The 18,399-nt window shown below is 35.0% G+C and carries 17 protein-coding genes; 12 read left to right on the top strand and 5 right to left on the bottom strand.

Going from position 1 to position 18,399, the window contains the following annotated elements; translation table 11 throughout:
• Positions 1-152 precede the first annotated feature (152 nt).
• A complete protein-coding gene (locus ACFQZ1_RS06610; RefSeq protein WP_377881320.1) occupies positions 153-998 on the top strand; it encodes a DUF72 domain-containing protein in 846 nt (281 codons plus the stop codon).
• Positions 999-1,710: 712 nt separating this feature from the next.
• Here the strand turns inward: ACFQZ1_RS06610 and ACFQZ1_RS06605 are convergent.
• The 4 genes from ACFQZ1_RS06605 to deoD all read right to left on the bottom strand — a co-directional run bounded on the left by ACFQZ1_RS06605 (position 1,711) and on the right by deoD (position 5,453).
• Entirely contained in the window at positions 1,711-1,905 is a 195-nt protein-coding gene (locus ACFQZ1_RS06605) for a DUF3924 family protein (RefSeq protein WP_154709092.1), read from the bottom strand.
• A 160-nt stretch (positions 1,906-2,065) separates the two neighbouring features.
• Complete coding sequence (locus ACFQZ1_RS06600) at positions 2,066-2,596, bottom strand: tyrosine-type recombinase/integrase (protein ID WP_377881318.1); 531 nt, start codon at positions 2,594-2,596, stop codon at positions 2,066-2,068.
• Between the two features lie 106 nt (positions 2,597-2,702).
• On the bottom strand, positions 2,703-4,520 hold the full coding sequence (locus tag ACFQZ1_RS06595) for a sensor histidine kinase (RefSeq protein ID WP_377881317.1): 1,818 nt from the start codon (positions 4,518-4,520) through the stop codon (positions 2,703-2,705).
• A gap of 225 nt (positions 4,521-4,745) precedes the next feature.
• A complete protein-coding gene (gene deoD / locus ACFQZ1_RS06590) occupies positions 4,746-5,453 on the bottom strand; it encodes a purine-nucleoside phosphorylase (RefSeq protein WP_377881316.1) in 708 nt (235 codons plus the stop codon).
• A 321-nt stretch (positions 5,454-5,774) separates the two neighbouring features.
• On the opposite strand from deoD, the gene ACFQZ1_RS06585 reads away from it, so the two are divergent.
• The gene (locus ACFQZ1_RS06585) at positions 5,775-6,545 is read left to right on the top strand and encodes a hypothetical protein (protein ID WP_377881315.1); all 771 of its coding nucleotides are present in this window, start codon (positions 5,775-5,777) and stop codon (positions 6,543-6,545) included.
• 6 nt (positions 6,546-6,551) lie between these two features.
• On the opposite strand, the gene mprF is transcribed toward ACFQZ1_RS06585, so the two are convergent.
• Positions 6,552-9,119, bottom strand: coding sequence for a bifunctional lysylphosphatidylglycerol flippase/synthetase MprF (gene mprF, locus ACFQZ1_RS06580; RefSeq protein WP_377881314.1), 2,568 nt, complete (start codon positions 9,117-9,119; stop codon positions 6,552-6,554).
• Positions 9,120-9,273: 154 nt separating this feature from the next.
• Between mprF and ACFQZ1_RS06575 the strand changes: the two genes are divergently transcribed.
• The 10 genes from ACFQZ1_RS06575 to ccsB all read left to right on the top strand — a co-directional run bounded on the left by ACFQZ1_RS06575 (position 9,274) and on the right by ccsB (position 18,357).
• A complete protein-coding gene (locus tag ACFQZ1_RS06575; RefSeq protein WP_377881313.1) occupies positions 9,274-9,567 on the top strand; it encodes a hypothetical protein in 294 nt (97 codons plus the stop codon).
• Positions 9,568-9,699: 132 nt separating this feature from the next.
• Positions 9,700-10,191 carry a DUF3907 family protein gene (locus ACFQZ1_RS06570; protein ID WP_377881312.1) on the top strand — a complete coding sequence of 164 codons (492 nt, stop codon included), beginning with the start codon at positions 9,700-9,702 and terminating at the stop codon, positions 10,189-10,191.
• Between the two features lie 108 nt (positions 10,192-10,299).
• Positions 10,300-11,214, top strand: a complete 915-nt coding sequence (locus ACFQZ1_RS06565; protein ID WP_377881311.1) for a superoxide dismutase — start codon at positions 10,300-10,302, stop codon at positions 11,212-11,214.
• A gap of 232 nt (positions 11,215-11,446) precedes the next feature.
• The gene (locus tag ACFQZ1_RS06560; protein WP_377881310.1) at positions 11,447-12,568 is read left to right on the top strand and encodes a D-alanyl-D-alanine carboxypeptidase family protein; all 1,122 of its coding nucleotides are present in this window, start codon (positions 11,447-11,449) and stop codon (positions 12,566-12,568) included.
• Positions 12,561-13,157, top strand: coding sequence for a nucleoside recognition domain-containing protein (locus tag ACFQZ1_RS06555; protein WP_377881309.1), 597 nt, complete (start codon positions 12,561-12,563; stop codon positions 13,155-13,157). Before ACFQZ1_RS06560 ends, ACFQZ1_RS06555 begins: the two co-directional genes overlap by 8 nt.
• Positions 13,154-13,684: a spore maturation protein SpmB gene (gene spmB, locus ACFQZ1_RS06550; protein WP_377881308.1), complete on the top strand. Its 531-nt coding sequence runs from the start codon at positions 13,154-13,156 to the stop codon at positions 13,682-13,684. The genes ACFQZ1_RS06555 and spmB overlap by 4 nt, the downstream gene beginning before the upstream one ends.
• Before the next feature lie 290 nt (positions 13,685-13,974).
• The gene (gene rluB / locus ACFQZ1_RS06545; RefSeq protein ID WP_377881307.1) at positions 13,975-14,703 is read left to right on the top strand and encodes a 23S rRNA pseudouridine(2605) synthase RluB; all 729 of its coding nucleotides are present in this window, start codon (positions 13,975-13,977) and stop codon (positions 14,701-14,703) included.
• Between the two features lie 189 nt (positions 14,704-14,892).
• Complete coding sequence (gene resA, locus ACFQZ1_RS06540) at positions 14,893-15,414, top strand: thiol-disulfide oxidoreductase ResA (RefSeq protein WP_377881306.1); 522 nt, start codon at positions 14,893-14,895, stop codon at positions 15,412-15,414.
• Positions 15,415-15,562: 148 nt separating this feature from the next.
• Entirely contained in the window at positions 15,563-17,185 is a 1,623-nt protein-coding gene (resB, locus tag ACFQZ1_RS06535) for a cytochrome c biogenesis protein ResB (RefSeq protein WP_377881305.1), read from the top strand.
• A 14-nt stretch (positions 17,186-17,199) separates the two neighbouring features.
• On the top strand, positions 17,200-18,357 hold the full coding sequence (gene ccsB, locus ACFQZ1_RS06530; protein ID WP_377881304.1) for a c-type cytochrome biogenesis protein CcsB: 1,158 nt from the start codon (positions 17,200-17,202) through the stop codon (positions 18,355-18,357).
• The last annotated feature ends 42 nt before the right edge of the window (positions 18,358-18,399 follow it).

The following is an 18,399-nucleotide window of genomic DNA, read 5'->3' as shown; positions in this document are numbered from 1 at the left end:
AATTTTTAAGATTGTAACTGTATTTATAAAATGAGGCTTCTATCAGTGTTTGTAGGGTACTGCCGGTTAATGATGAACAATTAAATGACTTTGTAAGCCATATATCATAATATGTTTTTGAAATTTAGAGATGGACAGGAGATGATATTCGGATGATTTCTATTGGGTTAACAGGATGGGGAGATCATAGCGCTTTATATAAGGATGCATATGAAATGAAGCATAAACTACAAACATATAGTGAGCATTTTCCAATCGTAGAAGTAGATAGTTCTTTTTATGCGATGCAGCCTGTAAGAAATTATGAGAAATGGGCTGTAGAAACACCGTCAAATTTTTCGTTTATAGTGAAAGCTTATCAAGGAATGACAGGGCATATGCGCGGAGATAGCCCCTTTGCAAGTATTGAAGATATGTTTCATGCATTTAAAGAGTCAATAGCTCCTCTTCAAAAAGCAAATAAGTTAAAAATGGTTTTATTCCAGTATCCGCCTTGGTTCGATTGCCAAAAGAAAAATGTAGATTTATTACGTTATACGAAAGAAAAGATGAGAGATATACCATGTTCATTAGAGTTTCGTAATCAGACGTGGTTTTATCCAAAATTTCGTAATCAAACATTACAATTTATGAAACAAGAAGGTTGGATTCATACCATTTGTGATGAACCACAAGCAGGGATCGGTTCTATTCCAATTGTACTAGAAGCAACGCACGAACAGATGACTTTGATTCGATTTCACGGGCGCAATGTACATGGATGGTTGAATACAGGAGAGAATTGGAGGGCGGTACGCTGTTTATATCGCTATAACAAACAGGAATTAGAAGAATGGATAGAAAGGCTACAAGAATTAAAAACAAAGACAAAGGAAATCTATCTTTTATTTAACAATAACTCTGGCGGAGATGCGGCAGATAATGCAAAACAAATAATGGATATGCTTGGTATTACGTATGGGGAGCCTAGACCTGAACAACTAAATTTATTCGAATGAAGTAAACTAGTAGTAATAAAAAAGAAAAACACTATACAAACAGGGGGGAATGTACAGTGTTTTTCTTTATGAGAAAAGAGGGGTAACAATGTTACTGAGCGCTTGGTTGATTCATCAATTGTTGACTTCATAATAAATGATAATGGTTATCATTATCATTGTCAATAACTTTTCTATTTTTTCTTAAAAAAATAGAAGTTACAAAAAAATTGAATGAATAACAATACTCAAATGATAATGGATGTCAGTTATATTTAAGAAGGCAGGACTAGATGAAAAAATCATGGAAAGTGATGACGACAGTTACTGTTGTTTATCCCGCTATTCGCGGGCAGTAAGCTCACCACCTCAAGATTCAGAGAAAAGCGAAGAAAATAGGTGGGGGATGAAGAAAACTCTCACTGATGAAAGTTTTACTTTATTCACTGTTACTTTCAGTAGGGTATATAAGTAAAGAAGAAGAGATGGTAAAAGCAAAAAGTACATATTGTGTACTAGTAACAGATTATACATTTCATATAGCAGTAATCATATGTCTATATTGCGGAATTTGAATTAAATGTTGAATCATTAGCAGTGTTTCTCTTGCTCAAACAGTCAGTAAAACTCCCACCTGAATCAAAGAAGATAGGTGGGAGTTAACTGTCCATAAGAGCTTGATTGATTCAACTAATGATCAGTGGAAAAAGCATCCACTGATGAAAGTTTCACTTTATCGCTGCTCTTTTTGTTGTACATATTTCTGTAAATCAAAAGGTGTAATTTCTTGAATAAATTCTCTTGATATAAGAGATTGAATGAGTGTGCTTTCAGTAATGATAGCACCTGTTTTCTTTTTGTGAGCTTGTTGTAATAATTGTAGTTTTTCCAATGTTTCTTTAGGTAATTCAATTGTTAATGTGTTCATATTTCTCCCCCCTATTATTAGAGTATCACTAGAAGATAGGAGAAACAAGAAAAGAGAAAGATATATAAGGTGATATAGAAAGCGACAGGGTTTATTGAATTAAAAAAGGTAACTATGTACAAAATAGTTACCTTTTTTAATATACATACAGTAAGTATTACTAAGCAATACCAATGTATTTTAAAGTTTTAGATGGGGTACTATGATCAAAAAAGTGTTGTAAAAATGCAATATCTACACCAGATTTGTAAGCACAATATCCCCATGTCTTGCGAAGTGTATGTGAGCTAATCCCTTCTAAACCAACTTCTTTTGCCGCTTTGTTTAAAATATACCAAGCATGTTGTCTTGTAATAGACTTTGTTCCTTTTTGAGATTTTAATAATGGTTCGTTTCGTTTCCATACTTTTCGCTCTTTCATGTATTGTTCGATAGTATGTTGCAATTCTTCACTTACAGCGAACCATTTATGCTTTTTCATTTTGTCATTATAAAACAAAATAGAATGACGAACATGTTCATTTTCATCAATAACATCGCCAACTTTTAATTGTAGAATTTCGCTTACTTTTAATCCTGAATTCACAGCTAATACGAATAATAAAGCATCACGCTTCGATGATTCTAATAGTATATCTTTGATTTTTTCTAATTGTTTTTCATTTTGAATTGGTTGTCCTACTTGTTTCATTTCACGCACTCTCCTCTTTTATATGTGTAAAGGAAAGGATTAACTAGTTATTACTATAAAGGGAGTATGTGAATTTCATGTGAACTCCTCGTGAAATTAGAACAAATTATTTGACTTCTTTTGCTTTTTGTAATTCGAAATAAAAGACAACACCATTTTCTTTATTATACACACCGTAATCGGCATGATGAAGTTCTAAAATATTTTTTACAATGGATAAGCCTAGACCTGTTCCACCTGTATGACGGCTGCGAGATGCGTCTAATCGATAGAAACGGTCCCATATTTTATCTAAGCTTTCTTCAGGAATCGGCGTACCGTTATTTTCAATTTCTACTTTTACGGTTTCTTCATACTCAATGACAGATAGCTTTACTTGTTCCCCAGTTGGTGCGTAACGAATTGCATTACTTAATAGATTGACTACAACTTGTTCAATGCGATTGCGATTTGCTTGCACATAAATAGTTGGATCTAATGCAAGCTCTACGTGTAAATTTTTTTCTTCGATACTAAATAATAACTTGGTATAAACTTGTTGGATTAATTCTCCAATTGAAAAAGGTTCAATTTCTAATTTATATGTGCCAGATTCAAGTTTTGCAAGTTCTAGCATTTCGATAATAAGGCGGTTCATATTATCAGTTTCTTCTAAAATAACGTCGGTATAATACGTAGTATCTTTACTTACACCATCTTTAATACCTTCAGCAAAACTACGGATTACACTTAGTGGTGTTTTTAATTCATGGGATACCCCAGAGATAAACTCTTTTCTCGTTTTCTCCAGCTGTCTCTCTTTTTCAATATCTTGCTGTAGTTTTGTATTTGCTACATGCAATTTGTCAATTCGATCTTTTAAATTTACAGAAAGGCTGTTAATACTACCTGATAAGCTTCCAATTTCATCTTCCGTTGATATAGGAAGTTTTTCTGAAAAATCAAAGTTCGCCATTTTCTTTGTAACACGATTCATTTTAATAAGTGGTTTAGCAATGATTTTTGAATAATAAAATGACAATAAAATAATAACAAGAAAGACGATAATTAGTGCATATACATAATAATCTTTCAAAACAAGCATAGCTTCATCAACGGGCTGCAGTGATGTCATAGCAAATGCAAATTCTTTTATTTCACCATTCTTAAAAACGGGTTTAACAAAAACCTGACTTTTTACTTCATTTTCCCCGCCCATTGTATACGTCGTCATTTCATTTGTATTTGTTTTTCCTAATGCGACAGAAAGTTCCCAGTGTTGAATGCCTTGCATTAATGCATCTTTATTTGTAAGACGAATATCAGTTGAGGAAGGAATGTGTAATTTTGAAATAGTACCCTCAAATCTGTTAACACCAACACCAAATTCCTTTGTATATAAAGTTCTTTTCACATCTTGAAGTTGTATACCAAATTGCTTCAAATCTGAAATAATATTATCATTTTGCCATATTCTGTTGTCATTAGTAGTAATTGTAATAGGAATAATCATATCCTGTTTTAAGATGCCTTGTACACTGATTTGATCATTAAGGTTTAATCCCAATTTTATAAACGAAGAATATTCATCGTTTGTGAAAATGTTATTGAGTGGAATGAAAAATGTTTTATTAGACTTATCAACAATTTCAATATGGTAATTTCTATCATCTTTAATAATACCATTACGATCTAATAAGACGAGTTCAGCATTTGTTTTTTCATAAAACTCTTGTTTTAACTTCGAAAGATCTTCAAATGTCTGATTGCTGTTTTCATATTTACTTACAAATTTTTCGAAAGATGTTTGGACCGTATGAATTTTTTTCTTTATATAAAATTTTTCTAAAAATAGCGATTGTCCAGCGAAAAAGAGTAAAAACGTAGCAGTAAACAATGCTGATGTTAATAGAAAAAGCTTAAACACAATACTTCTTTTTTTCACTTCTTCACCTCATATATTGTAAATTCCATAATCATCTTCTTAATTATAGCAAACGAATAAAGAGAGTAGGAGAGGAAATCTGTCGCCTGTCGAGATAGTTTTTTTCAAAAAGTCATATAAAGTGAAACTTCCATCAGTGAGGGCTCTTACTATCTGTTAATGCGGGATAAATTGCACTAACAAGAAAAAAGAACTCGCCAGACGTATGACAAGTTCTTGTAGAAATTACGATTGAATTGCTGCATCTAATGCAATTTCAATCATTTCGTTAAATGTTGTTTGACGCTCTTCAGCTGTCGTTTCTTCGCCAGTAAAGATGTGATCACTTACTGTTAAAACAGATAATGCATTTACACCGTATTTCGCTGCTAATGTATATAGTGCAGTTGTTTCCATTTCAATAGCTAATACACCGTAATCACCAAGTTTTTTCACCATGTCCATACTTTCACGGTAAAATACGTCAGCTGTTAGTACGTTACCAACGCGAATGTGTAACCCTTTTTCTACGCCAGCATCATATGCTTTCTTTAATAAATCGAAGTTTGCACACGGTGCAAACTCAAATCCAGGGAATGTTAAACGATTTATGTTAGAATCTGTACAAGCAGTCATTGCAATAATAACGTCACGTACTTTTACGTCTTTTTGAATCGCACCACATGTTCCCACACGAATCAAGTTTTTTACACCATAACTTTGAATCAGCTCGTTTACATAAATAGAAATAGAAGGGACTCCCATACCTGTTCCTTGTACAGAGACACGCTTCCCTTTATATGTTCCTGTAAATCCTAGCATACCACGTACATTATTGTAGCATGTTACATTTTCTAAAAAATTTTCTGCAATGTATTTTGCGCGTAAAGGGTCTCCGGGTAATAAAATAGATTCAGCAATTTCGCCTTCTTTAGCTCCAATATGAACGCTCATAAATATCCTCCTTGTTATGTAGCAATCGATACCATTAAGCGATATATGATGATTATAATATCGATTAAACAGTCTTCTCTTTGTAGTATACACGAAGTAGAGCGTTTTCAATAGTGTGTTTTCCATAGTACATTTCTATTTATCCCGCTATTCGTGAGCAGCAAAATCCCACCTCAAAATTATGAAAAAACAAGGAAGGTAGGTAGGTGGATAGAAGATAAGATGAAATAATTACACAAAAAAGAATATAGGTTAGATATTTTTATACGTAAAATAATCTGAATTGTGTTACAATTTACCAAAAAGTAGATAGGTGATTTCGTGAAAAATCTTATAATAGGAATTATTACTTTACTCCTTATTGTTCTTGGTGGATTTTATATGAACAAGTATAAGAACAGCGAAGAAACAACTGGACAAATACAACAAGTAAAGTGGCAGCTTGATGATATCGATGTAAATAAAACTGCACATATTATATTTCAATTGCAAGATAAAAAAGGGAATGAGATTCGTGGTGTAAACGACCATATTCGGATGTTTATTGTGGACAAGCAGTTAGCGCAGTCTCTTCAGGTGAGACCAACGTTTGTTGGGAATGGTTCATATAAAGCTACCTATCAATTTAAAAAAGAGGGAGAATATACAATTTTTCTATATGAAGAAATGGGAGATACAACAAACCAGTTTGCTGAAAAAAATATTGTAATAGGCAATAAAGAAGAAAAAAAACAAAGACCAATTTCTATAGATACCGTATTAACAAAAAAAATTGGTACTTATAAAGCATCGCTTTTATTTCCAGCGTTACACCCAAATGAAGAGGAAACATTAACGTTTCAATTTCAAATAGAAAGAGGACAAAAATTAAAATTTCGCTCAAATACAGGAGAACGTGCTGTACTTCGCATAGTGGATGAAAAACAACAGCATTTCTTGTACGCTGTTCCTGTAAATGATGAAGAACAATTACAATTTCGTGTTACCTTTCCAAGTGAAGGGATTTATAAAATATGGGGTACTTTTTATATAAATGGAAAGAAATATGAAGAGCAGTTTGTATTACAAGTTCAGAAACGAAAAAACAGCTAAGAGGTCTTAGCTGTCTTTTCGTTTTCCGATTAATTTTGTTACAGCGAGCATCGTAATTGGTAATGAATGATTTTTACGAAATGCTAAATATTTCCCACTCCACGTAGGCTTATATTTCTCTTTGAAATGACGCAGGCCGCTAAAGCTATATGTGTAGCGAACATTGTTAAAAATGGCAGCTGCGACGCGCTCTGACCAAAATGATTGTGCCGATAGCCCAACGTTAGAAAGGGGAGCCATTCCGATATTAAAGCAGCGGTAACCATTTTCTTTTGCCCATTGGAATAAATGAATGAAAATAGCATCCATAATTCCACCTGGTGCATCAGGGTAATAACGCATTAAATCAACAGATAATTCACCATCTTGATATACAGGCATAAATGTTGTAAAGGCAATGATTTTACCATCAGCATCAGAAAGTGTTGCAATCGGCGCACGGTTCACATAATCACGATCTAAATAGCCAAGAGAGAAACCTTTTTCCTTTTTTCCACCAAGCCATGCATCTGATACTTTTTGGAGTTCATCATACAATTCATCTGCAAATCGAGGTTCGTGAATCGCAAAAGTATAACCTTCTCGCTCGAAACGGTTAAAAGTTGCACGCAATCCAGCTCGTTTTTTACCGGATATTGTAAAAGTATTTAAATCGACAACCGCTTCTTCTCCCAGTTTGAAAAAGTTGTAACCGAAATCATGATATAAACTCATCCATTTACTTTCTATTTGATAGAATACGCAAATATATCCGAAACGGTCTGCTTCTGTGAGAAATTCTTCTAGTACTTTACGAAAAGAAGATTGCTGTCCAATTGGATCCCCGAGTACAACAAGGCGTTTGCCTGCAGGAGAAAATTGAATCATTGCTTTTCCATCGCTACTGAAAAAGAACTGCTTATCTCCTAAAAAACCAAGATGGCTTAACACGTTTCCACCATGTTCATCTAAAAAATGTTGCAGTCGTTTCGGGTTGAAAGGTTGCCCGGGAAATTTACTTCGATAGCGATTTGCGATAATGGAACCAATTAGTAAAAAACTTGGTACAAGAAAGGCTGCAGCAAATGCACTTCGTTGTACTTGTTTAATATTACGAACAACAAAATCAGGTTTAAACACTTCCTTTGCTTCCGCAAATAGTGTCCCTAGGTTTTTGTAAAGATACAATGTAATAAGTAAAAAGAGTACTAATTTTACTAAATCTGAGAAGGAAACCTCCACTTTTTCACGAATAAATCGTTTGCGAATCATATATAGTACAGCGAGTACAATGAGTAAGATGAAGGTTTCCTCTAAATCAATTCCTTTTAAGGTATTAAAAATTGCGGCTCCGATTAGAGATACAGCTGTCATGTAGTAGGAGCGCTTTGTTCCATGATAAATGCCGCTTGATAAAATAACGAGCAAAATACCAAATGTTAGCGATAAACTAAAAGAAATCTGTATTAGGTATTTAGGGACTAAAATATGAAGTGCATGGGCGCGTTCAATACTTGTTGGAAAAACAGTCGAGAAAATCACCATGATTCCTGCAAAGCTTGTTAACGCAGCAGATGCCCAAGAACCTAGCTTTCCTAGAAAATCACGTTGTAATGTCCAGATTACTCCAGTTGTTTCAAGAGCAGGCGCAATAAACGGTTTATCTTCAAATTTCTTTAAAGCAGCTCCTGTCATTTCAACCGCTGCAAAAACCAAACCGAGTCCAAATGGTAAAATATAATACACAAGGCGATATAATAACATAGCAGGAAGTAATACGCTTGTATCGAATCCATACTGTTCTAGCCCTGTTAAGAAAACAAGATCAAAGGAGCCAAGTCCCCCTGGCACAAGGCTAATAACGCCAGCCAGAGCTGCAATGACATATACACCAAGAAACTTACGGAAATCTACTTCAATTCCAAATAGAAGTAAAATGACATACATAACGATACCCGCCGATACCCATTCTACTAATGAAACAAGTGAATAGAGGACAGTTGGATTTTGTTCTGCTTTTTCTGTTTTTTGTTTACGATTTTTTATTTTTGAAACACCTATGTATAATGGAACAAAAAGAGCAAAAAAGATGAGAACCGGCCATAACCAAGGTTTTTCTTGTAAAACAAATCTTGTATCTAATACGCCGATGAGGCCAAGAAAGGATAATAATGCTAACCCATTAATAAATGCCGTTGTCATCCAAGCGATACTTTTAATAAGTTTACCGTTCTCCTGTACATAAGGACGATATAACATTGTACGTATACCTGCCCCGATAAGACCACCAAATCCTATAAATCCATTTAATGTATTAGCAATCCAAGAGATGCGGAAAATCTTTTTAACCGGTATATCTGCTTGTAAATGCCGTAGCATAACAAAGTCATAAAAGAACATTGTAGCAATAGCAAATGCACCAACTGTAACGGCTAAGAAAAAACCACCAGGTGGAATGTTTTTAATCGTTTCAATTGCTTCTCGAAATGAGATGCCCGATAGTTCTTTTCGTGCTTGAAAAAACACAATTGTTAATACCACAAAAGGGAAAATAAATTTTCCAATTTGTAATATACGTTTCCATGAAAACCGCATAAAGACAACTCTCCTTGTATAAGAAAACTGAGGCAACATTTTTATTATGACAAACTTCAATAAAAATAAAAAGAAAAATTCAATGACAATTTAGTTATATTCCTAATATTTGTAAACGACTTCTATTGATAATTTGGTGATTTTAATAAGTTGGATGAACAAGAGAAAGGAAGAAAAAGTGCTGATTACAGGTTACAAGGGTTATGAATTAGAACTAATTCAATCTAATATACAAAATGGAATAGAAAAGGAACATCATGTTTTATCCCGCTATTTGTGGGCAGTAAGATTGCGCTTTAAAGGAATTTTGCAAGAATTTCTTCCCTTTGAAGGAAATCTGCTTTTTAAAATCGAAAATCAAAACATATATTTCTGTGATATCGTTACGTTAGCTGATATGATAAAAATAGAAGCAGCGAGCAGGAACGTTTTCATATTAATACACTAGAAGAATTTTGCGTATATTTTGATGAAGAAACAATAATAGTAGTGCGTTTTGTAAAGATGCTGCATCAGAAAAAATAAATAACAGCAGAATTAACTTTCAAAGTCCATTAAAATGGTAGGGGGAGAAACTAGTATGTCAAATTTAATGGTTGAAAATCAAACGCAGCAAGTAACTGTTTTTTTGGAAGAAGTAATCGAAATTATCACAAAATATGTAAATAATCACACGTTACCTTTATTGTTAGAAGAAACGCCAGAAGGTGATGAACAGTATTTTGCTGGATTGTTGGCTTCCATTCGACGTTTACTCGTATTTTGTGAAGAAGGCTTAGATGCTTGCTGCGTATTAATGAATAATAAGCCATTTCGAAAAAACGCGGCGGAAAGAACATTGTATAAAATCTATCATCAAGTGATTGCAGAGTTTTTTTCACCGAAAAACGATCATTGGTATGAAAACAGCCGTTCAGCTTATACAGGGAAGAATTCCATTGCGTTTCAAAAACAACCTCCTTTTTCTATTGAACGAATGATTCAAGAGTTAGAAGGAAAATTTCAAGTATTACGTGAAGAGCTAGAATATTATGAGACAGACTATCAAACGAAAATGGTACAAAAATATTAACTGTTGCAAGAAGCTAGGTGATTTCTAGCTTCTTTTGCTTTTTGAAACGTCATATATGCCTATACTTTCGAATACATTTAAAAAGGATAGCATTGATGGAGGTGTCATATGAGCCAGCAAGAAGTGTTTATTGATTACTTTCATGAAGTTGAAAGTTGGTGTGAAAGTGTTCTACACGTATTAGATAATCGGGCAACGGAAGTGTATGATGTCCATATGCTTGCATATAAAATTCAAATGTTATTAGATCGTATTAAAGAAAATGAATATGATTATGATGCGGAGTTTGTTTATGAAATTAGTGATGATGTTGAACATATTCAACATTATTTACAAGAGGCGTTAATGCCTGATTCAGAACAATATGCATTATATGAAAGAAATTATGCAGAAGCTTCTGTACCAATTGGCGGACATACGCTTCCGCCGCTTCCGTATCCGTATAATGCGCTAGAACCTTATATCTCAAGAGAAATTATGATGCTTCACCACGATAAGCATCATCGTAGTTATGTGGAAGGATTGAATAAAGCAGAGAAGATGATGGCAGAAGCGCGAAAAACAAATCAATTTGATTTAATAAAACATTGGGAGAGAGAAGCGGCCTTCCATGGTTCTGGACATTATTTACACACTATTTTTTGGAACAATATGAAAAAAGATGGTGGTGGTAGCCCGCATGGAGACTTATCACGGCAAATTGAAAAAGATTTTGGGAGCTTTTTACGTTTTCAAAAACATTTTACAGAAGCTGCAGCGAAAGTGGAAGGTTCCGGATGGGCGATTCTCGTTTGGGCACCTCGTTCCGGGCGATTAGAAATTTTACAAAGTACACTTCATCAATTATTTACGCAGTGGGACACAATACCTCTATTAGTACTTGATGTATGGGAGCATGCATATTATTTACAGTATCAAAATCGAAAGGAAGAATATATTAAAAATTGGTGGAATATTGTCAACTGGGGTGATGTAGAAAAAAGATTTGAAAGTGTAAAAGAACTTCAGTGGACACCATATTAGACGCATCGGGATGCGTCTTTTTTATTTATTCCGCTTTAACGGGCGGTAAGACTCCCACCTCAAGATTCAGAGAGAAACGGGGAAGATAGGTGGGGGATGAAAAAGCCCTCCACTGATGGAAGTTTAACTTTATTCCGTACAAATGGGAGGAGTCCTTCACTTTAATTTTCATTCATATTTTAAAAGTCCAAGCATACACTTGTACAAAAAGTGCCGAAAAGGACGTGAATGTATGCGGGGGAGATGGATCATGATTGCACTTATTGTAATATGTGCAAGTATGTTGCCTAATGATACACATGCACAAATGAATGATGTTAGTGCTCGTAATGCCGTGTTGATGGAGCAGCATTCGGGGCGTGTACTATATGGAAAGTTAGAGCATGAATCCGAAAAAATTGCAAGTATTACAAAAATTATGACTGCACTTTTGGCAATTGAATCAGGAAAAATGAAAGAAAAGGTATCAATTAGCAATACGGCTGTTCGTGTAGAAGGATCGGCCATTTATTTAAAGCCAGGACAGAAAGTACTGTTAGAAGATTTAGTATACGGTTTAATGTTACGATCTGGAAATGATGCAGCTCAGGCAATTGCAGAATATGTTGGTGGAAGTACGGAAGGGTTCGTCTATTTAATGAATGAAAAAGCCACACAAATTGGAATGAAGGATACACATTTTTCTAATCCGCACGGTTTAGATGGGGATGGGACACATTATTCTTCAGCATATGATATGGCACAGTTAACACGGTACGCCATGGGAAATGAAACATTTCGTAAAATTTTTGGAACGAAAACGTATCAGTCACAAGCGTGGGATTATCCATGGAAAAATAAACATAAGCTTGTTACCTCTATGTACGAGTATGCAACAGGAGGAAAAACTGGATTTACGAAAAAGGCAGGACGAACACTTGTAACAACTGCATCAAAGGATGGGTTAGATTTGATTGTTGTAACATTGCAGGCTTCGAGTGATTGGGATGATCATATGTATTTATTTAATGAAGGTTTTAAACGGTATATACCAACTACAGTACTAAAAGAGGGAGTTCTTTCGGAACTTCAAGACAAAAAGTATACAAATCATATATATACGAAAAATGATTTGGTAGTGTCGCTAACGAAGGAAGAGTTCAAAAAAGTTACGTTGAAAATTGAATTTGATAAAATGGCTAAGTTAACAGATGGAGAGAAAGTAGGGCGCGCTATTGCCTATATAAATGGTGAGGAAATTGGAGAGCGTAATCTATTTTATAGTAAACGAAAGCTTATTGCGACAACAGGTTTGTTTTGGAGAGATTTTAAAGAAGTATTTTCACATATGTTAGGTGTGAAAACAGATGGTTAATCTTGTCTGGGTTGCGATGGCGTTAATTGGTATTGTGTATGCAATGTTTAATGGAACGATGGAAGAAGTGAATAAAGCGGTTTTTGAAGGTTCGAAAAGTGCTGTAACCATTTGTATTGGACTGGTTAGCGTTCTTGTTTTTTGGCTCGGCTTAATGAAGATTGCAGAAGAAGCGGGACTACTAAAAAAGCTTGTTGCACTGTGTATGCCTCTTGTAAAAAAATTGTTTCCAGAAGTGCCGAAGGATCATCCAGCGATGGGGTTTATTTTATCCAATATGTGGGCAAATTTTTTTGGCTTAGGAAATGCAGCTACACCACTTGGGATTAAAGCAATGGAGCATTTAAAAGAGTTAAATGGAGGGAAAGACTTTGCGAGTCGCTCTATGATAACATTTCTCGCCTTAAATACATCAGCTATCACGCTTATTCCCACTACGGTTATTTCGATTCGAATGACGTATCATTCTGCAAATCCTACTGAAATTGTAGGGGCAACGTTTATCGCTCAAGTACTATCTATGATTGGTGCCATTTGGATTGATCGTTATTTTTATCGAAGAAGGAGTAGGAAGGGGAAGAAAAAATGAGTATCGTCAATATGATTTCTCTATGGGTAATTCCGTGTGTGATTGGATTTATTTTATTATATGGGACGATAAAAAAAGTACCGACATATGAGTCGTTTGTAGAAGGGGGGAAAGAAGGGATTCAAATTGCTGTATCTATTTTACCATTTATGGTTGGTATGCTCGTTTCTATTTCGATTTTTCGAGCTTCTGGGGCGCTAGATGCAATGATTCATGTGATGAAACCAATGTTAGATATTATTCATGTGCCAGCAGAAATTGTTCCGCTTGCACTTATTCGTCCTATTTCAGGATCAGCGGGGTTAAGTATTACAACGGATTTAATTGCCACATACGGACCGGATTCGTTTATTGGGAGACTTGCTTCCACCATGCAGGGAAGCACAGATACGACTTTTTATATATTAACAGTTTATTTTGGTGCGGTTGGGATTCGAAAAATGGGCGATGCATTAAAAGTTGGTTTATTTGCTGATTTAATTGGTATTGTGTGTTCGATTGTATTTGTTTCGCTTATGTTTCGGTAATAATGGTTCATTTTTCATTCAAATTGGACTATAATACAGATACAGCCACTATTAAGAATGCACTTAATAGTGGTTTTTTTATGGATTATTTTTGACAAAAACGTGAACATTTGTCGTAAGCAAATGGAAGGGTGTGAGCCATAATAAAGAAGAGAATCATATCACATTCCTTTATTAGCTTACAAAGTTGGCAATGTTGTTTATGGGAAGTAAAAGGCATGGTCTACTAGACTAGACAGTTGCCAAGTCCTTCTAATGAAGGTAAGATGAATTTGAGGTGAAGAAACGAAATGGAACGACTACAAAAGGTAATAGCACAAGCAGGTATCGCATCAAGAAGAAAAGCAGAAGAACTTATTCAACAAGGGAAAGTTAAGGTTAACGGCAAAGTCGTGACTGAACTAGGAACGAAAGTGAGTGCGCAAGATAAAGTTGAAGTAAACAACATTCCTCTTGAAAAAGAAACACCTGCTTACTTTTTATTATATAAACCAACTGGTGTTATTTCGAGTGTAACAGATGATAAAGGGAGAAAAGTGGTCACAGATTTCTTTCCAGAAATTCCACAGCGTCTTTTTCCAATCGGTCGCTTAGATTATGATACATCTGGTTTAATATTGATGACAAATGACGGAGACTTTGCAAATATTTTAATGCATCCAAGGTACAAGGTGGAAAAAACATATGTTGCAAAGGTAAAAGGCCAGCTAACTGGCGAAAAAATCCGCATGTTAGAAAAGGGTGTTATGCTTGAAGAAGGGAAAACAGCGCCTGCGCATGTGAAAATCCTTTCTTGGGATAAACGTAAAGAGGTTGCAATTGTACAGTTGACAATTCATGAAGGAAGAAATCGCCAAGTACGCAGAATGTTTGAAGCAGTTGGATGTAAGGTGATGAAATTAAAACGTGAGCGTTATGGATTTCTAGAGCTAGGTAATTTACGTCCAGGAGATGCAAGAGAACTTTCTCCTCATGAAGTAAAGCAACTTCGTGCCCTTGCTTCAACGAAACCAAGATAGTATAGGAAAGAAGTATAAAGTGAAACTTCAATCAGTGGGGGGGCTTCATCCCCCCACCTATCTTTTTCGCTTCTCTCTCAATCTTGAGGTGGGGATCTTACTGCCCGCGAATAGCGGGATAGAAGTACATAAACAGAAAAGGTGAGTATGTGCTAAATTTCTTTATTCAGTTAGGGAAGGAGAGACACCGTGAAGAAAAATAGGTTATTCTTTCGTGTAATCATTTTACTCATATTAGGAGGCGCATTAGGTTTTACATTATATCAAAACTTTTTTGCTGATAAAGAGGAAGTGCAAGTAGGAAAAGAAGCGCCAAACTTTGTTGCTACTGATTTAGAAGGGAACAAGATTACATTAAAAGATTTAAAAGGAAAAGGTGTTTTCTTAAATTTCTGGGGGACATGGTGTGGACCTTGCGAAAAAGAAATGCCATATATGAATGAATTGTACCCTAAATATAAAGAAAAAGGCGTCGAAATAGTGGCGTTAGATGCAGACGAAACAGAACTTGCTGTGAAAAATTTTGTGAATCAATACGGACTGAAATTTCCGGTAGCGATTGATAAAGGGCAAGAAATTTTAAATACATATGGTGTTGGACCGTTACCGACAACGTTTTTAATTGATAAGGACGGAAAGGTTATCGAAAAAATTACAGGTACACAATCTAAAGAACAAATGGAAGAATATTTAAAGAAAATTACTCCATAAATGAGAAGAGTATAGAAGATATATTCGGGCTTTTAGTTAATCAGGGTACTGTGTTTGATTTCAGTACCTATCGATAAAATTCTGATTATTCAGTGAAAAAATATTATAAAAAATAGATACATAGAGAAAAGAAACGGCGGTGAGGGATTTGGAACAAATAAAGTGTATTTGTGGTCATGTAAACCCAATCGGTACAATCTTTTGCGAAGCTTGCGGAAAGCCTTTTGAAGATGAGAAAGATACAAAACTATTAGATATGCGATATGAAGGAAGTGCAAGGCGGTCTCTTACACATACAAAAACAGTTGTGGATAAAATTTGGAGTTTTTTCTCTTCCGTAAAAGTTGGAGTATGGCTCATTGTTATTACCCTTATCGCATCTGGAGTGGGGACTATTTTTCCACAACAAATGTACATTCCACCAAATGTTACACCTGGGGAGTATTATGAACAGCAATATGGTTTCCTTGGGAAGATGTATTATCAATTAGGTTTTGACAATCTATATAGCTCTTGGTGGTATATGATTTTAATAGCATCTATCGGGATTTCTCTCGTTATATGTAGTCTGGATCGTGTTGTTCCTTTGTATAAAGCGCTTAAAAAACAAGGAGTAACAAGGCATCCGAGTTTTTTAAAGAGGCAGCGATTATATGGTGTAGCACTAGCAACGAAAGAAGAAATTGAATGTGTTAAGGAAAACTTGAAAAAGAAAAAATACAATGTACAAGTGGAAAATGATAATATTCTAGCAGAAAAAGGGCGCTTTTCTCGTTGGGGTCCATACGTAAATCATATCGGTCTTATTATTTTCTTATTTGGAACGATGCTTCGTTTTGTCCCTGGTATGTATGTAGATGAAGCGCTTTGGCTTCGTGAAGGCGAACTGAAAGAAGTCCCGGGAACAGATGGGAAGTATTATTTGAAGAACGAAAAGTTTATTAAAGAAGTTTATGATAAGAATAAAGAAAATCAAGTATTTAATGATGCAATTGATCGAGTAGGAAATAAAATGATTCCGAAAAACTATCAAACAAACGCCGTATTGTATAAAACTGTTGGAAAAAATATTGCTGGCCAAAAACCAAAGCTTGAGAAAGTGAAAGAGTACAGTATTCGAGTGAATGAACCTCTTAAATTTGATAATTATGCTCTTTATCAAGTTGATTTTAAAGAAGGAGAATTTAGTAAAATGTCTTTCACTTTACAAAAGAAAGACAGCGGACAAAAATGGGGTCCAATTACAGTTGACCTAACGAATCCAAAAGAAACATACGATTTAGGAAATGGATCCTCTGTTCATTTGCTAAGTTATTTTCCGGATTTTTATTTTGATGAAAGTGGCAAACCGAATACCAAAACGAAGCTTCCTAATAATCCAGCTTTTGTCTTTAAAATGTTTACACCGGAAACGCCAAATGGAGAAGTGAGCTTTGTTGGAATTCGACAAAATATAGAGCCAGAAGGAAACAATTTATACAAAATGTCTTTTGCGGGTGTAGAAACACGTAATGCTACAGCGCTTACTGTACGAAAAGATTTGACAATTTGGATTATAGCTTTGGGAGGCTTTATTTTCATGGTCGGTGTAATTCAAGGTATGTATTGGAATCATCGACGTATTTGGGTACAACGTGTTAACAATGAATGGTGGATTGCTGGGCATACAAATAAAAATTGGTATGGTTTGCGAAAAGAGATAGAAAAAGTACTAGAAGGGACAAGCATTCCACAGCCAAATGATAAAGCCAATGAGAAGAAAATTAGTTAAGGTGGGGAGAGAGTATGGTAGAAATAAGTAGTAATTTCTTATTTGTTGCTTTCGTATTGTATTTAATTGCAACGTTGTTTTTTGGAGGTGCAATTAAAGAAAAAGGACGAAAGTGGGCAAACATTGGGATAAGTATTACTATTTTAGGTTTTGCTGCGCAGTCGGTATACTTTGTTACGAGATGGATTGCATCAGGACATGCACCAGTTAGTAATTTTTTTGAATTTGGGACATTTTTCGGCATGATGATGGTTGGTGCATTTATTATTATGTATTTTATATATAAGACAAGCATCCTTGGCTTATTTGCACTTCCAGTTGCTATTTTACTCATTGCCTATGCAAGTATGTTTCCGAGGGAAATTACACCGCTTATCCCTTCATTAAAAAGTTACTGGCTACAGATTCATGTAACAACAGCGGCTGCTGGCCAAGCTATTTTAGCAATTAGTTTTATTGCGGGGCTTATATATTTACTGAAAAATGTGGATCAGTCTAAAAAAAGCAAGCAAACATTTTGGCTGGAAACAGTTATTTTTTCGCTTGTTTGTGTAATTGGATTTATAGTAGTGACAACTGCTTTTTCAAGTGTAAAGTATGAAGCGAAATTCCAATGGATTGATAAAAATGAGCAACGAGCAGAAATGGTGTATAATCTACCTGCTTTAGTCGGACCTCATGAAGGAAAGCTAGTCACAACCGGAAAATTTGAGCCGGTTATAGAAACACCTGCTATTATTAATGCGAAAAAATTAAACACAGTGATTTGGTCGATATTTATAGGAATCGGATTGTACATCTTATTAAGATTGATTTTACGTAAACGAGTAGCAGCGGCGATTCAACCAGTAGTAAAAAAAGTGGATAGTGATTTACTTGATGAAATTGGATATCGTTCTGTTGCCATTGGATTTCCAGTCTTTACGTTAGGCGCATTAATTTTTGCGATGATTTGGGCGCAAATTGCATGGACACGTTTTTGGGGATGGGATCCAAAAGAGGTTTGGGCCCTTATTACATGGCTCTTTTATGCAGCCTTTTTACATTTACGTTTGTCTAAAGGGTGGCACGGTGAAAAGTCAGCGTGGCTGGCGGTAATTGGATTTGCAATTATTATGTTTAACTTTGTAGTGGTAAACTTAGTAATTGCTGGTCTGCATTCATATGCATGACAATAACTAAAGTTCAACTAATCCTGTTGTATAGCTTACTAT

Source organism: Bacillus sp. CGMCC 1.60114 (assembly GCF_042676365.1).
Classification (GTDB): Bacteria; Bacillota; Bacilli; order Bacillales; family Bacillaceae_G; genus Bacillus_A; species Bacillus_A rhizoplanae_A.
Note: the sequence above shows the minus strand (reverse complement) of the source record. Positions and strands in the feature narration are given on the sequence as shown.

Excerpts from the sequence above, each read along its gene's own strand:
- ACFQZ1_RS06610 (WP_377881320.1), top strand. The coding sequence starts at position 153 with ATGATTTCTATTGGGTTAACAGGATGGGGAGATCATAGCGCTTTATAT.
- ACFQZ1_RS06605 (WP_154709092.1), bottom strand. The coding sequence starts at position 1,905 with ATGAACACATTAACAATTGAATTACCTAAAGAAACATTGGAAAAACTA.
- ACFQZ1_RS06600 (WP_377881318.1), bottom strand. The coding sequence starts at position 2,596 with ATGAAACAAGTAGGACAACCAATTCAAAATGAAAAACAATTAGAAAAA.
- deoD (WP_377881316.1), bottom strand. The coding sequence starts at position 5,453 with ATGAGCGTTCATATTGGAGCTAAAGAAGGCGAAATTGCTGAATCTATT.
- mprF (WP_377881314.1), bottom strand. The coding sequence starts at position 9,119 with ATGCGGTTTTCATGGAAACGTATATTACAAATTGGAAAATTTATTTTC.
- ACFQZ1_RS06575 (WP_377881313.1), top strand. The coding sequence starts at position 9,274 with ATGAACAAGAGAAAGGAAGAAAAAGTGCTGATTACAGGTTACAAGGGT.
- ACFQZ1_RS06570 (WP_377881312.1), top strand. The coding sequence starts at position 9,700 with ATGTCAAATTTAATGGTTGAAAATCAAACGCAGCAAGTAACTGTTTTT.
- ACFQZ1_RS06565 (WP_377881311.1), top strand. The coding sequence starts at position 10,300 with ATGAGCCAGCAAGAAGTGTTTATTGATTACTTTCATGAAGTTGAAAGT.
- ACFQZ1_RS06560 (WP_377881310.1), top strand. The coding sequence starts at position 11,447 with ATGCGGGGGAGATGGATCATGATTGCACTTATTGTAATATGTGCAAGT.
- ACFQZ1_RS06555 (WP_377881309.1), top strand. The coding sequence starts at position 12,561 with ATGGTTAATCTTGTCTGGGTTGCGATGGCGTTAATTGGTATTGTGTAT.
- spmB (WP_377881308.1), top strand. The coding sequence starts at position 13,154 with ATGAGTATCGTCAATATGATTTCTCTATGGGTAATTCCGTGTGTGATT.
- rluB (WP_377881307.1), top strand. The coding sequence starts at position 13,975 with ATGGAACGACTACAAAAGGTAATAGCACAAGCAGGTATCGCATCAAGA.
- ccsB (WP_377881304.1), top strand. The coding sequence starts at position 17,200 with ATGGTAGAAATAAGTAGTAATTTCTTATTTGTTGCTTTCGTATTGTAT.